Source organism: Streptomyces lydicus, from assembly GCF_001729485.1.
Taxonomy (GTDB): domain Bacteria; phylum Actinomycetota; class Actinomycetes; order Streptomycetales; family Streptomycetaceae; genus Streptomyces; species Streptomyces lydicus_D.
Map to the genome: position 1 here is coordinate 5913484 of NZ_CP017157.1, position 13367 is coordinate 5926850.

The 13367-nt window shown below is 73.4% G+C and carries 15 protein-coding genes; 11 read left to right on the top strand and 4 right to left on the bottom strand.

Translation table 11 applies throughout. From position 1 onward, the window contains the following. Window positions 1-6: 6 nt before the first annotated feature. A complete protein-coding gene (locus tag SL103_RS25725) occupies window positions 7-465 on the bottom strand; it encodes a hypothetical protein (protein ID WP_069571306.1) in 459 nt (152 codons plus the stop codon). Between the two features lie 273 nt (window positions 466-738). Between SL103_RS25725 and SL103_RS25730 the strand changes: the two genes are divergently transcribed. After that, window positions 739-2040 (top strand): helix-turn-helix domain-containing protein, encoded by a 1302-nt coding sequence (locus SL103_RS25730; protein ID WP_069571307.1) that lies wholly within the window; start codon window positions 739-741, stop codon window positions 2038-2040. 261 nt (window positions 2041-2301) lie between these two features. Beyond that, window positions 2302-3186, top strand: a complete 885-nt coding sequence (locus tag SL103_RS25735; RefSeq protein ID WP_069571308.1) for an LLM class flavin-dependent oxidoreductase — start codon at window positions 2302-2304, stop codon at window positions 3184-3186. A 67-nt stretch (window positions 3187-3253) separates the two neighbouring features. On the opposite strand, the gene SL103_RS25740 is transcribed toward SL103_RS25735, so the two are convergent. From SL103_RS25740 to SL103_RS25750, 3 genes are read right to left on the bottom strand one after another with little or no spacing between them, the layout of a single operon-like run. Then, window positions 3254-3589 carry an STAS domain-containing protein gene (locus SL103_RS25740; RefSeq protein WP_069571309.1) on the bottom strand — a complete coding sequence of 112 codons (336 nt, stop codon included), beginning with the start codon at window positions 3587-3589 and terminating at the stop codon, window positions 3254-3256. Beyond that, a complete protein-coding gene (locus SL103_RS25745) occupies window positions 3586-4896 on the bottom strand; it encodes a PP2C family protein-serine/threonine phosphatase (RefSeq protein ID WP_069571310.1) in 1311 nt (436 codons plus the stop codon). Before SL103_RS25745 ends, SL103_RS25740 begins: the two co-directional genes overlap by 4 nt. Continuing rightward, window positions 4896-5699 carry an alpha/beta fold hydrolase gene (locus SL103_RS25750; RefSeq protein WP_069571311.1) on the bottom strand — a complete coding sequence of 268 codons (804 nt, stop codon included), beginning with the start codon at window positions 5697-5699 and terminating at the stop codon, window positions 4896-4898. Before SL103_RS25750 ends, SL103_RS25745 begins: the two co-directional genes overlap by 1 nt. Before the next feature lie 191 nt (window positions 5700-5890). Here SL103_RS25750 and SL103_RS25755 point away from each other — a divergent pair, with 191 nt between their 5' ends. From SL103_RS25755 to SL103_RS25790, 9 genes are all read left to right on the top strand, one after another. After that, window positions 5891-6583, top strand: coding sequence for a class F sortase (locus tag SL103_RS25755; RefSeq protein WP_069571312.1), 693 nt, complete (start codon window positions 5891-5893; stop codon window positions 6581-6583). 204 nt (window positions 6584-6787) lie between these two features. Then, a complete protein-coding gene (locus tag SL103_RS25760) occupies window positions 6788-7387 on the top strand; it encodes a GNAT family N-acetyltransferase (protein ID WP_069571313.1) in 600 nt (199 codons plus the stop codon). 110 nt (window positions 7388-7497) lie between these two features. Then, on the top strand, window positions 7498-7581 hold the full coding sequence (locus tag SL103_RS39670) for a putative leader peptide (RefSeq protein WP_350257049.1): 84 nt from the start codon (window positions 7498-7500) through the stop codon (window positions 7579-7581). Between the two features lie 213 nt (window positions 7582-7794). After that, window positions 7795-9492, top strand: coding sequence for a nitrite/sulfite reductase (locus tag SL103_RS25765; RefSeq protein ID WP_069571314.1), 1698 nt, complete (start codon window positions 7795-7797; stop codon window positions 9490-9492). Then, window positions 9489-9671, top strand: a complete 183-nt coding sequence (locus SL103_RS25770; protein ID WP_069571315.1) for a hypothetical protein — start codon at window positions 9489-9491, stop codon at window positions 9669-9671. The genes SL103_RS25765 and SL103_RS25770 overlap by 4 nt, the downstream gene beginning before the upstream one ends. Continuing rightward, window positions 9668-10357, top strand: coding sequence for a phosphoadenylyl-sulfate reductase (locus SL103_RS25775; protein WP_069571316.1), 690 nt, complete (start codon window positions 9668-9670; stop codon window positions 10355-10357). Before SL103_RS25770 ends, SL103_RS25775 begins: the two co-directional genes overlap by 4 nt. A 23-nt stretch (window positions 10358-10380) precedes the next feature. Then, complete coding sequence (gene cysC, locus SL103_RS25780; protein WP_069571317.1) at window positions 10381-10914, top strand: adenylyl-sulfate kinase; 534 nt, start codon at window positions 10381-10383, stop codon at window positions 10912-10914. Continuing rightward, a complete protein-coding gene (gene cysD, locus SL103_RS25785; RefSeq protein ID WP_069571318.1) occupies window positions 10911-11846 on the top strand; it encodes a sulfate adenylyltransferase subunit CysD in 936 nt (311 codons plus the stop codon). Before cysC ends, cysD begins: the two co-directional genes overlap by 4 nt. Window positions 11847-11848: 2 nt before the next feature. Continuing rightward, window positions 11849-13243 carry a sulfate adenylyltransferase subunit 1 gene (locus SL103_RS25790; protein WP_432215366.1) on the top strand — a complete coding sequence of 465 codons (1395 nt, stop codon included), beginning with the start codon at window positions 11849-11851 and terminating at the stop codon, window positions 13241-13243. Window positions 13244-13367: the final 124 nt, after the last annotated feature.

Consider the following 13367-nt stretch of genomic DNA (forward strand, 5'->3'; position numbering starts at 1 on the left):
CCGGTCTCAGGGGCCGCCCGGGCCCGGGCCGGCCCGGCACACCTCGCCGGGCTCCGGCGGGGCCGGCGGGTCCGGCGCGGTGCGCCCGCGCAGCGCGGCGTCGACCGCCTCGATGACCTCTTGGTCCGCGACCTGCGGCGGGAATCCGACCAGCACCCCGCGCGCCTCGTAGTAGCGCAGCAGCCGGCAGGTCTCGTCCGCGCCGGACCAGCCGGCGTCGCGCAGCAGCACCACGAGGTCGGCGAAGGCGAGCGCGGGCAGCAGACCACCGGAGCCGGCCACCCGGTCGAGCAGGTGCGGACTGCTGTCGACGACGTAGCCGTCGGCCGGCAGGGCGTGCCGATCGAGCAGGACGTCGACCGCGGGCATGCGCGGGACACCGTAGTGGGCGGCCAGCCGGGCGGCCCGGGCGCTGCGCACCCCTTCGCCCGCCGCGATCACCACGACGCGTGGACCGGCCACCATGGCGAGCCCCCTCCCCCACACCCTGCGGACCGTCGTGCGCGGCCGATGGAATCCCGGCGACAACCGGCGGGTTCGCCGACGGGTGACCGGCGCACCCCGCGGTGGCGAGAGGCCATCGGCCGCTTCGCTCAGCGTCCCCGGAGGGCGTCATAGGCCACAACGGTTGCAGTGCGTTGCAGTGCGCCCCGGCGGATCGCCACAATGACGCTGCCCTGACGGCCCGGTGACGGCACGACGGGCACCGGCCGGCGGACATGCACAACGGAGAGCAGCGTGAGCGACAGACCGATCGAGAGACCGCTCGACAGCGCCGTCCGGTCGGCCCAGGACATCCGGGTGACCGCTCGTCGGCTCGCGCACGTCCACGAGGCCGCGCTCGCCGACGACACGCCGCCCGAGGCGCCGCCGGCCGAGCCCCGCGCGGTGATCGGCGAGTCCTGGCGCCGGGTGCGGACGTCCGGCCTGGATCCGGACGGCGAACAGCCCCAACGTCTGCTGCCGGTGGCCGAGTTGGAGCACCGGCGGGGCACGTCGCAGCTGGCGGCGGTGCTGCCGGTGCTCAACGACGGGCTGCTGGCGAACGCCGACGCGGCGCAGCAGATCATGGTCGTCACGGACGCCGAGGGCCGGGTGCTGTGGCGGGAGGGCAGCGCCCCGGTCCGCCGGATGGCCGACCGGCTGGGCTTCGACAAGGGCGCCGACTGGACGGAGGACACCGTCGGCACCAACGCGATCGGTACCGCGCTGGTGGCCCGCCGTCCGGTGCTGGTGCACTCCGCCGAGCACTTCGTGCGCAGCCACCACCAGTGGACCTGTGCCGCCGCGCCGCTGCACGACCCGCGCGACGGACGCCTGTTGGGCACCGTGGACCTCAGCGGCCCGGCGCACACCTTCCACCCCACCACGCTCTCCCTGGTGTCCGCCGTCGCCCGGCTCGCCGAGGGCGAACTGCGCACCCGCCACCACCGGTCCCTTGAGCGGCTGCGGTCGAGCGCGGCGCCGGTACTGGCACGGCTCGACGGGCGGGCGCTGGCCGTCGACCCGCACGGCTGGGTGGTGGGCGTGACGGGCCTGACGCCACCGGACCGGGTGGCCCTGCCCAAGGTGCCCGAGGCCGGGCCGCTGTGGCTGCCCCGGTACGGGATGTGCGGTCTGGAGCCGCTGCCCGGCGGCTGGTTGATCCGGCTCGGCCGGCCGGCCCGGGAGGCCGGGCCGGGCAGCGTGGTGCTGGACGTCAGCGGGCGGGACGGCGCCGCCGTCACGGTCAGCGGCCCGGCCGGCAGTTGGTCGCACGAGCTGACCCCGCGCCACGCCGAGCTGCTGTTCGTCCTCGCCGTGCATCCGCAGGGGCGCAGCGCCGCGGAGCTCGCCCGGGACCTGTTCGGGGACGCCACCCGCACGGTCACCGTACGCGCCGAACTCTCCCGGCTGCGCCGCCATCTCGGGGGCGTGCTGGCGCACCGGCCGTACCGCTTCGCGGACGGGGTGGCGGTGGAGGTCCGGATGCCGCCGCGGCCCGTCCACCTGCTGCCGCAATCACTGGCACCGGCGGTGGTGGCGGCACGGCGGACGTGAGGCGGACGGGTCCGGGACCGCACCACCCGGGGCGGGTCCGGGACCGCGCCCGGCCCCGAGCGGAAAAACCGGGTGCGGCCCGCCGCCGCCCTTCGTAGGGTGAGGGCACTCTGACATCAGCTCTCCAGAAGGACGTCGCAGAACGGGAGCAGTCCGCGCGTACGGCACGCGCGTGACCGAATGAGTGGGCGACAGCACGATCCGCGCTTACTCATGCCCGCATGCGCTCATGCACCGCATGCCCTTTCCGGAGGAGTTCCCGTGTCCGTAGGTCTCGGCCTTCCCATCGGCGACCCCGCCCAGCTGCTGAGCTGGGCCCGGCGCGCCGAAGCCACCCCCTTCAGCGCCGTCGCCCTGCTCGACCGGCTGGTGTTCGACAACCCCGAGCCGCTGATCACGCTTGCCACCCTGGCCGGCGCCACGTCCCGGATCCGGCTGCAGACCGAGGTGCTGCTCGCCCCGCTGCACCGCACCGCGCTGCTCGCCAAGCAGGCCGCCACCCTCGATCTGCTCTCCGGCGGGCGCTTCACGCTCGGCATCGGCATCGGCGGGCGCGAGGACGACTATCTGGCCGCCGGCGTCGACATCCGTACCCGGGGCCGCCGGCTCGACACGCAGTTGGCGGCCCTGCGGCGGATCTGGTCCGGTGCGCCGCTCTCCGCGGACGTCGGCCCGATCGGTCCCGCCCCGGCACGGCCCGGCGGGCCCGAGGTGCTGTTCGGCGGGTTCGTGCCCGCCGTGGTGGAGCGCGTCGCCCGCTGGGGCGACGGCTTCCTCGGCGCCGCGCTGCCGCCCCGGCACATGGACCGGATGTTCCGGGACGTGGCGGCCGCCTGGTCCCGCGCCGGGCGCACCGGCCGGCCCCGGCTGCTGGCCCAGGTCAATGTGGCGCTCGGAGCGGAGCCCGTCCTGGCCCGCGCCCGCGCGGACCTGCGCGCGTACTACGGACCGGACAACGGCCACACCGAGCACATCGTGAACGGTCTCCTCACCACACCGGCGCGGATCCGCGCCGCGGTGGCCGAGTACCGGGCCATCGGCGCGGACGAGGTGATGCTCTACTGCTGGTCCCCGGACCCGGACCAGGTCGAGCGACTCGCGGAGGCGGCGTTCGGGGCCGACGGCGCCCCGGCCGGCACGGACTGACGGGCCGTCATCTTTCCTGCCCCGTCCGCGGCCCCGCCCGTGCCCGGTGCGGCGCGGGCGGGGCCGCTCAGGAGCGGGTGGCCGCGCCGCTGTCGGGGAGCAGGGTGAAGACCTGGTCGAGGCCGACGATGCGCAGCACGCGCCGGGTGTTGGCGGGGACGGCGGCCAGGGCGATGTCCGCCCGGGCGGCGTGCGCGTGGTTGCGGGCGGCGATCAGGGCGGTGATGCCGCTGGAGTCGCAGAACTCCATGGCGGCCAGGTCCAGTACCAGGCACTGGCCCGGCTGGAGGGTGCGGGCGGCGACCAGTTCGCGCAGCTCGGCGGCGTGCGCGTGGTCGAGGTCGCCGGCGATCTCCAGGACGGGACCGGTCGCGGCGTCTCGGACGGTGATCTGCAAGCTCATCGGGTGTTCTTCGCGGCGGGGACGGGGGCGGGGGCGGCGGTCCCGGGTTCGGCCGGGACGCCGAGGGCGAGCAGCGCGGTGTCGTCGTCGAGCCCGTCGCCGAAGCCGTCCAGCAGACCGATGAGGGCGCGGATGACGGCCTGCGGGGGCTTTCCGGCGTGGCCGGCGGCGAAGGCGCGCAGCGCCTCGTCACCGTACAGGGCGGTCCGGTCCGCGCCGGTGCGCGCTTCGGTGAGCCCGTCGGTGTAGAGCAGGAGCGTGTCGCCCGGGGCGAGCGTGGTGGTGGCGGTGGTGAAGCGCGGGGCGGGCAGGATGCCGACCAGCAGGCCGCCGGGGGTGGGCAGGAAGTCGCTGGTGCCGCCGGAGCGCAGGACCAGCGCCGGGGGGTGTCCGCCGGAGGCCAGGCTCACGCTGACGTGGCCGCTGTCGGGGTCGGGTTCGACGACGCCGAAGATGGCGGTGCAGTAGCGCGGGTCGCCGCCCGAGTAGCGCTCGTGCAGCACCGTGTTGAGGGTGGACAGCGCGGCGACCGGGTCGGGGTCGTGGAGGGCCGCGGCGCGCAGGGTGTAGCGGGTCAGCGAGGTCACCGCCGCGGCCTTGGGGCCCTTGCCGCACACATCGCCCAGGAAGAACGCCCAGCGCTTGCCGTCCACGGCGAACACGTCGTAGAAGTCGCCGCCGAGCTGGTCGGGGGACGCCGTGTGGTAGTGCGCGGCCGTCTCCAGGCCGGGCACCTCGGCCAGCGTCGAGGGCAGCAGGGACTGCTGGAGCGCGGCCAGGGCGTCCTGCAGCCGGGCGCGGTCGGCCTCGGCCTGCCGCGCGGCCTCCTCGGCGGCCCGCCGGGCGCGCAGCAGCTCCTCCTCGTAGGCGCGGCGGTCGCGGGCGTCGAAGAGGGTGGTGCGGATCAGCAGCGGCTCACCGGTGCTGCCGTGCTTGACCGCGGAGGACACCAGGACCGGCACCCGGGCCCCACCTGCCTGCTTGATCTCCAGGGCTATCCCGCTGATCTCGCCCTGCATGCGCAGCAGCGGCGCGAAGTGCGTCTCGTGGTAGAGCTTGCCGCCCACGGTCAGCAGGTCGGTGAACCGCATCCGGCCCACCACCTCGTCCCGCTCCCTCCCGAGCCAGTTCAGCAGCGTGGTGTTGAGCTTGACGACGGTGCCGTCCATCAGCGTGGACAGATAGCCGCACGGCGCGGTCTCGTACAGCTCCTCGGCGCTGTCCTCCAGCAGCGCCGCGAACGCCGCGTCCGGTGACCGCGCGTCATCCGCGCCCTGCGGGTCGGGCTCCTGCCCGATCCGGCACATCATGTTCGTCCGGCCAGGAAGGCGGTGAGGGCCTCGTTGGTGGCCTCGGGGGCGGACAGCTGCGGGCAGTGCCCGGTGGCGTCCAGGGTGACCAGCGTCGAGCCGGGGATCGACCGGTGCACGAAGGCGCCCACCTCCCGTGGGGCGATGACGTCCTCGGTGCACTCCAGCACCAGCGTCGGGACCGCGACGCTCTTCAGGTCGTCGCGGGAGTCCGACAGGAAGGTGGTGCGGGCGAAGACGCGCGCCATCTCCGGGTCGGTGGCACAGAAGCTGTTGGTCAACTCCTCGGCCAGTTCGGGGCGTTCGGGGTTTCCCATGATCACTGGCGCCATCGCGGACGACCAGCCCAGGTAGTTCGAGTCCAGCGACGCCAGCAGCTCGTCGATGTCCTGCTCGTCGAACCCGCCGCGGTAGCCCTCGTCGTCGATGTAGCGCGGGGACGGGGCGACCATCACCAGTGCCCCGATGCGCTCCGGTGCCTGCCGGGCGGCGAGCACTCCGGTCATCGCGCTGACCGAGTGCCCCACGAACACCGCGTCGCGCAGGTCGAGCGCCTCGCACACCTCCACCACGTCGCGGGCGTAGCCGTCCAGGGACGCGTAGCGCTCCGCCGAGAACGCGGAGAGGTCCGAGCGGCCCGAGCCGACGTAGTCGAACAGCACCACCCGGTAGCGCTCGGCGAGGGCCGGCACGGTCAGGCGCCACATGTTCTGGTCACAGCCGAACCCGTGGGCCAGCACCACCGCAGGCCCGTTCGGGTTGCCGGTGACGGTGACGTTGTTCCTGCGGAGGATGTCCATGCGCGTCATCCTGCCAGGTCCCGGCCCCTGCCGACCCCGTGGAGCACCCGGTTCCGCGCCGGCCGGGAGTCGGGTGCGCGGGCGGCTGCCGTCACCCGTTCGGAGCGCTGCCGTCGCCGCCGCGCCGGTCCGGGCCTAGCGTCCGGAGGGGACCCGTGCCTCCCGGGGCGCGCGGCACCGGGAGGTGAGCGATGAGCCCCACGGAGCAGCCGGGGGCGCCGCAGCAGGCCGAGGCGTCCGCGCCGGCGCCGGCCGCCGCGGGCCGGCCCCGGTGGGGTGTGCTCGCCGTGGTCGGCCTGGCCGGCTTCGGCATGCTGCGGCACGGGCTGTCCGACGAGGCGGACGGGCCCCCGCAGCCGGGCGCCGCCGTCTCCCTCTTCCCCGGTGACGCCCCGCCCGCCGGCCCGCCCCCGGCGCCGCTGCCCCGCTCCGCGCCCTCCCGCGTGACGATCCCCTCGCTCGCGGTGTCCGCCCCGGTGCTGCCGCTGGGCCTGGACCGGGACGGCTGGATCGAGGCCCCGCCGGCCGAGGACCCCGATCTGGCGGGCTGGTACGAAGGCGCGCCGTCGCCGGGCGAGCGCGGCACCGCCGTCCTCGTCGGACACGTCGACAACCGCAGCGGGCCGGCCGTCTTCTACGGTCTGGGCGCCCTGGAGAAGGGCCGGATGATCCGGGTGACCCGCGAGGACGGGCGGACCGCGGTCTTCGAGGTCTACGGCGTCCAGGTCTTCGACAAGCGGAACTTCCCCGCCCGCAAGGTCTACGCCGACACCGGGCGCCCCGAACTGCGCGTCCTGACCTGCGGCGGCAGCTACTCACCGGACACCGGTTACGCGGGCAATGTGGTGGTGTTCGCCAGGATGACAGCCGGGCCGGCCACCTGATCCGGCCACCGCGCGGCGCCCGCCCACCCGGCCCGCGGCCGCCACTCCCGCACAGCCGGCCGCCGGGCGGAGCGCGACATTCCACACGGTGAGCCGATGTCTCACGATCCGGACGCCCCGGAACGGTCCGGCAGCCACCACCCCCGCCCGGGCGCCGCCGGGCCGGGCCCCGGGGGCCCCGCCCCGGTGTGATGTGCTGGCCGCATGAGCATCTCGGTCACCACCTGGTACCTCGAACAGACCTCGCGAACCGACGTGCCGCCCACGCAGGAGCCGCCGGCCGAACAGGGCGTCCGTATCGTCCGGTCCGAGGCGCCCTCGCCGGAATTCAGCCGTTTCCTCTACACGGCGGTCGGCGGGGACGTGACCTGGACCGACCGGCTGACGTGGCCGTACGCACAGTGGGCGGAGTACCTCGGGCGGCCGGGCGTGGAGACCTGGGTGGCGTACGAGCGCGGCACGCCCGCCGGCTTCATCGAGCTCGCGGCCGGGCCGGACGGCTCCGTGGAGATCGTCTACTTCGGGCTCGTCCCGGCCTTCCGGGGGCGCCGGATCGGCGGCCACCTGCTGGCGTACGGGACCGAGCGGGCCTGGGACCTGGCCGAACGGTGGCCGGGCCACCCCCCGACGAAGCGGGTCTGGGTGCACACCTGCAGCAAGGACGGCCCGCACGCGATGGACAACTACCGGCGGCGCGGATTCCGGGTGTACGACACCACGGTGACCGAGGAGCCGGACGTGCCGACTCCGGGCCCCTGGCCAGGCGCGGGACCGCGCACGCCGGACGCGGACGGAACGCCGTAGCCCTCCCCGGGGGCGTGACCCACACCACACCGTCTCGCAGTGCGGGACGATGATGTCCGTATTCTGGATGACGGTGGACTGGCCGGAGAGCGACATGCCAGGCTTCCGTCATGTCTCGAGCTGGAATTGCCTTGGTGAGTCGGCGGCACGTCGACCTCGGCCGCATGTCCAGCGCCATTTGTCGGGCAGGCTGAGGCTGTACCCAGGCGGGGCCCGTGGCCCCGCACAGCACCCAGCACCACCGATCACCCCGCCGTCCCCCTCGTCGCGGACGCGCCGAGACCCCCTTGCCCAGCAGACCTCCGACGCGTCGCCCACGCGCCGCTCTTCGGTGTGTCCGCACAGGTCAGCACGGGTCTCCGGCGCCGGTCCCGACCCCTTGAGCCCGCCCAGAAGGACGTACATCCATGGCCGCCACCCCGGAATCCCCCGCAGCCGCCACGACCCGCCGCAAGGCCGGACGCCACCGCGGCGAGGGCCAGTGGGCCGTAGGTCACTTCACGCCCCTGAACGGCAACGAGCAGTTCAAGAAGGACGACGACGGTCTCAACGTCCGGACACGCATTGAGACGATCTACGCCAAGGCCGGCTTCGACTCGATCGACCCCAACGACCTGCGCGGGCGGATGCGCTGGTGGGGCCTGTACACCCAGCGCAAGCCCGGCATCGACGGCGGCAAGACCGCGGTCCTGGAGCCGGAGGAGCTGGAGGACAAGTACTTCATGCTGCGGGTCCGCGTCGACGGCGGGCAGCTGACCGTGGCGCAGCTGCGCGCCATCGGCGAGGTCTCCGACCAGTACGCCCGCGGCACCGCGGACATCACCGACCGGCAGAACATCCAGCTGCACTGGATCCGCATCGAGGACGTCCCCGCCATCTGGGAGAAGCTGGAGGGCGTCGGCCTCTCCACGACCGAGGCGTGCGGCGACTGCCCCCGAGTCATCATCGGCTCCCCGGTGGCCGGGATCGCGGCGGACGAGATCATCGACGGCACTCCGGCCGTGGACGAGATCCACCAGCGCTACATCGGCAGCAAGGAATTCTCCAACCTGCCGCGGAAGTTCAAGACCGCGATCTCCGGTTCGCCGGTGCAGGACGTGGTCCACGAGATCAACGACGTGGCGTTCGTCGGCGTCGTCCACCCCGAGCACGGCCCCGGCTTCGACCTGTGGGTCGGCGGCGGCCTGTCCACCAACCCCAAGCTCGCCCAGCGCCTGGGCACCTGGGTCCCGCTCGACGAGGTGCCCGATGTGTGGGCCGGGGTGGTCGGGATCTTCCGCGACTACGGCTACCGCCGGCTGCGCAACCGCGCCCGGCTGAAGTTCCTGATGGCCGACTGGGGCCCGGCGAAGTTCCGCCAGGTGCTGGAGGACGAGTACCTGGAGCGCAAGCTGGTCGACGGCCCGGCGCCGGAGCAGCCGCTCTCGAAGTGGCGCGACCACATCGGTGTGCACCCGCAGCAGGACGGCCGTTTCTACGTGGGCTTCGCCCCGCGCGTCGGCCGGGTCGACGGCACCACCCTCACCAAGGTCGCCGAACTCGCCGGCGCGCACGGCTCCGACCGGCTGCGCACCACCGTCGAGCAGAAGATGATCATCCTCGACGTCGCGCAGGACCAGGTCGACTCGCTGGTCGCCGGGCTGGAGGCGCTGGACTTCCAGGTCAACCCGTCGCCCTTCCGGCGCGGCACGATGGCCTGCACCGGCATCGAGTTCTGCAAGCTCGCGATCGTCGAGACCAAGGGCCGCGGCGCGTCCCTCATCGACGAACTGGAGCGCCGGATGCCGGACTTCCAGGAGCCGATCACCATCAACCTCAACGGCTGCCCCAACGCCTGCGCCCGCATCCAGGTCGCGGACATCGGCCTCAAGGGCCAGCTGGTGCTCGACGAGGACGGCCGGCAGGTCGAGGGCTACCAGGTCCACCTGGGCGGCGCGCTGGGCCTGGAGCCCGGCTTCGGCCGCAAGGTCCGCGGCCTGAAGGTCACCGCGGACGAACTGCCCGACTACGTCGAGCGGGTGCTGCGCAACTTCGAGGCGCAGCGCGAGGACGGCGAGCGCTTCGCCACCTGGGCCGCCCGTGCGGAAGAGGGTGCCCTGAAGTGAGCGAGCGAGCGGCGCCGTTCCACTGCCCGTACTGCGGGGACGAGGACCTGCGGCCTTCGGAGGAGGGCCACGGTGCCTGGGAATGCCGGTCCTGCAGCCGGGCGTTCCGGCTGAAGTTCCTGGGCCTGCTGGCTCCCGGGGCCACCGGGCCCGCCGCTTCCGACGGAGGTACCCCGTGACCACCACCACCGACCTTCAGCACCTCGCCGAGCAGGCGGGACGTGACCTGGAGGACGCGTCCGCCCTGGAGATCCTGACCTGGGCCGCCGAGACCTTCGGTGCGCGCTTCTGCGTCACCTCCTCGATGGAGGACGCCGTCGTCGCGCACCTGGCCTCGCGGGCCTTCCCGGGCGTGGACGTGGTCTTCCTGGACACCGGCTACCACTTCCCGGAGACCATCGGGACGCGGGACGCGGTGGCCGAGGTGATGGACGTCAACGTCATCACCCTGACGCCGCGGCAGAGCGTGGCCGAGCAGGACGCCGAGCACGGGCCGAAGCTGCACGACCGCAACCCCGACCTGTGCTGCGCGCTGCGCAAGGTCAAGCCCCTCGAAGAGGGCCTGACCGGCTACGACGCCTGGGCGACGGGCCTGCGCCGGGACGAGTCGCCGACCCGGGCGAACACCCCGGTCGTCGGCTGGGACGCCAAGCGGCAGAAGGTGAAGGTCTCCCCGATCGCCCGCTGGACGCAGGCCGACGTGGACGCGTACGTCGCCGAGCACGGCGTGCTCACCAACCCGCTGCTGATGGACGGCTACCCCTCCGTCGGCTGCGCGCCCTGCACCCGGCGGGTGCTGGAGGGCGAGGACGCCAGGGCCGGCCGCTGGGCCGGGAGCAACAAGACCGAGTGCGGGCTGCACTGATGACAGAGCATCAGGAGATATCCATGACGGGCGCCACGATCTGGCTGACCGGTCTGCCGAGCGCGGGCAAGACGACCCTGGCGCGCGAGCTGGCCGCGAAGCTGCGCGGCGAGGGCCACCGGGTCGAGGTGCTCGACGGCGACGAGATCCGCGAGTTCCTCTCCGCCGGCCTCGGCTTCACCCGCGAGGACCGGCACACCAACGTCCAGCGCATCGGCTTCGTGGCCGAGCTGCTGGCCAGCAACGGCGTGAAGGCGCTGGTGCCGGTGATCGCGCCGTACGCGGACAGCCGTGAGGCGGTGCGCAAGCGCCACCAGACCGAGGGCACCGCCTATCTGGAGGTGCACGTGGCCACTCCGGTCGAGGTGTGCTCCGAGCGCGATGTGAAGGGGCTGTACGCCAAGCAGGCGGCCGGCGAGATCTCCGGTCTGACCGGCGTGGACGACCCGTACGAGGCTCCCGACTCGCCCGACCTGCGCATCGAGTCGCACACCCAGACCGTGCAGGAGTCCGCCGCGGCGCTGCACGCGCTGCTCACCGAGAGGGGACTGGCATGACCACCGTCGCCACCGTGCCCGGAGACATCGACAACCCGTACGCGCTGTCGCACCTCGACGCCCTGGAGTCCGAGGGCGTGCACATCTTCCGCGAGGTGGCGGGCGAGTTCGAGCGGCCGGTGATCCTGTTCTCCGGCGGCAAGGACTCCATCGTCATGCTGCACCTCGCGCTGAAGGCGTTCGCGCCGGCCGCGGTGCCCTTCTCGCTGCTGCACGTCGACACCGGGCACAACTTCCCGGAGGTCCTCGACTACCGCGACCGTGCGGTCGAACGGCACGGCCTGCGGCTGCACGTCGCGTCCGTGCAGGACTTCATCGACCGCGGTGAGCTGCGCGAACGCCCCGACGGCACGCGTAACCCGCTGCAGACCGTCCCGCTGCTGGACGCCATCGAGAAGAACCGCTTCGACGCGGTCTTCGGCGGCGGCCGCCGGGACGAGGAGAAGGCGCGCGCCAAGGAGCGGGTCTTCTCGCTGCGCGACGAGTTCGGCGGCTGGGACCCGCGCCGGCAGCGCCCCGAGCTGTGGCAGCTCTACAACGGCCGGCACTCGCCCGGCGAGCACGTCCGGGTCTTCCCGCTGTCCAACTGGACCGAGCTGGACGTGTGGCAGTACATCGCCCGCGAGAAGATCGAGCTGCCCGCCATCTACTACGCCCACCGGCGCGAGGTCTTCGCCCGCAACGGCATGTGGCTGGCGCCCGGTGAGTGGGGCGGTCCCAAGGAGGGTGAGCACCTGGAGACCCGGCAGGTGCGTTACCGCACCGTCGGTGACATGTCCTGCACCGGTGCCGTCGACTCCGACGCCGACACCATCGAGGCCGTGATCACCGAGATCGCCGCGTCCCGGCTCACCGAGCGGGGCGCGACGCGGGCCGACGACAAGATGTCCGAGGCCGCCATGGAGGACCGCAAGCGCGAGGGGTACTTCTAACGATGAGCACCACCCATGCTGTTGAGGGCGATGGGGGTCCCCCCCGCTCGAGCGGAGCCGAGAGCTTGGGGGAAGACGCCGGTGCCACCTCGCTGCTGCGGTTCGCCACCGCCGGTTCCGTCGACGACGGCAAGTCGACGCTGGTCGGGCGGCTGCTGCACGACTCCAAGTCGGTGCTCGCCGACCAGCTGGAGGCCGTCGAGCGGGCCTCCCTGGGCCGCGGGCAGGAGACGCCGGACCTGGCGCTGCTGACCGACGGACTGCGTGCCGAGCGCGAGCAGGGCATCACCATCGACGTCGCCTACCGCTACTTCGCCACCCCGCGGCGCCGCTTCATCCTGGCGGACACCCCCGGGCACGTGCAGTACACCCGCAACATGGTCACCGGCGCCTCCACCGCCGAACTGGCCGTGGTGCTGGTCGACGCCCGCAACGGCGTGGTCGAGCAGACCCGCCGGCACGCCGCGGTCGCCGCCCTGCTGCGCGTCCCGCACGTCGTCCTGGCCGTCAACAAGATGGACCTGGTCGACTACGCCGAGCCCGTCTTCGCGGCCATCGCCGAGGAGTTCACGACGTACGCGGCCTCGCTGGGCGTCCCGGAGATCACCGCGATCCCGATCTCGGCGCTGGCCGGCGACAACGTCGTCTCCGCGTCGGCGAACATGGACTGGTACGGCGGCCCGACGGTGCTGGAGCACCTGGAGACCGTGTCGGTCGTCGCCGACCCGTCGGAGGACCCGGCCCGCTTCCCGGTCCAGTACGTGATCCGCCCGCAGACCGCCGAACACCCCGACTACCGCGGCTACGCGGGACAGATCGCCTCCGGCGTGCTGCGCGTCGGCGACGCCGTGACGGTGCTGCCCTCGGGCCGTACGAGCACCATCGAGGCGATCGACGCGCTCGGCCAGGCCGTGGACGTCGCCTGGGCGCCGCAGTCGGTGACCGTCCGGCTCGCCGACGACATCGACATCTCGCGCGGCGACCTGATCGCGCCGGCCGCCACCTCGCCGGGCACCTCGCAGGACATCGAGGCGACCGTCTGCCATGTGGCGGACCGGCCGCTGACGGTCGGTCAGCGGGTGCTGCTCAAGCACACCACCCGCACGGTCAAGGCGATCGTCAAGGACATCCCGTCCCGGCTGACGCTGGACGACCTGTCCCAGCACCCGGCGCCCGGCGAGCTGGTCGCCAACGACATCGGCCGGGTGGTGATCCGTACGGCGGAGCCGCTGGCGCTGGACGCCTACGCCGACTCCCGGCGCACCGGCTCCTTCCTGCTGATCGACCCGGCGGACGGTACGACGCTGACCGCGGGCATGGCGGGCAACGCCTTCGCCGACGCGGCCGCGGAGGCCGCGCCGGCCGGCGCCACCGACGACGAGGGATGGGACTTCTGACCGTGCTCAAAGACGTCTTTTCGACCTTCGCCAAGGAGGGCGGCCGCATCGGCAGCGGCGCCCTGGGGAGCGGCACGGGCGGAGTCGGCCGATGTGTGTGCTGACGATGCCTGACTCCGTACCC

Excerpts from the sequence above, each read along its gene's own strand:
- cysD (WP_069571318.1), top strand. The coding sequence starts at position 10,911 with ATGACCACCGTCGCCACCGTGCCCGGAGACATCGACAACCCGTACGCG.
- cysC (WP_069571317.1), top strand. The coding sequence starts at position 10,381 with ATGACGGGCGCCACGATCTGGCTGACCGGTCTGCCGAGCGCGGGCAAG.
- SL103_RS25725 (WP_069571306.1), bottom strand. The coding sequence starts at position 465 with ATGGTGGCCGGTCCACGCGTCGTGGTGATCGCGGCGGGCGAAGGGGTG.
- SL103_RS25740 (WP_069571309.1), bottom strand. The coding sequence starts at position 3,589 with ATGAGCTTGCAGATCACCGTCCGAGACGCCGCGACCGGTCCCGTCCTG.
- SL103_RS25765 (WP_069571314.1), top strand. The coding sequence starts at position 7,795 with ATGGCCGCCACCCCGGAATCCCCCGCAGCCGCCACGACCCGCCGCAAG.
- SL103_RS25760 (WP_069571313.1), top strand. The coding sequence starts at position 6,788 with ATGAGCATCTCGGTCACCACCTGGTACCTCGAACAGACCTCGCGAACC.
- SL103_RS39670 (WP_350257049.1), top strand. The coding sequence starts at position 7,498 with ATGTCTCGAGCTGGAATTGCCTTGGTGAGTCGGCGGCACGTCGACCTC.
- SL103_RS25790 (WP_432215366.1), top strand. The coding sequence starts at position 11,849 with ATGAGCACCACCCATGCTGTTGAGGGCGATGGGGGTCCCCCCCGCTCG.
- SL103_RS25750 (WP_069571311.1), bottom strand. The coding sequence starts at position 5,699 with ATGGACATCCTCCGCAGGAACAACGTCACCGTCACCGGCAACCCGAAC.
- SL103_RS25755 (WP_069571312.1), top strand. The coding sequence starts at position 5,891 with ATGAGCCCCACGGAGCAGCCGGGGGCGCCGCAGCAGGCCGAGGCGTCC.
- SL103_RS25745 (WP_069571310.1), bottom strand. The coding sequence starts at position 4,896 with ATGTGCCGGATCGGGCAGGAGCCCGACCCGCAGGGCGCGGATGACGCG.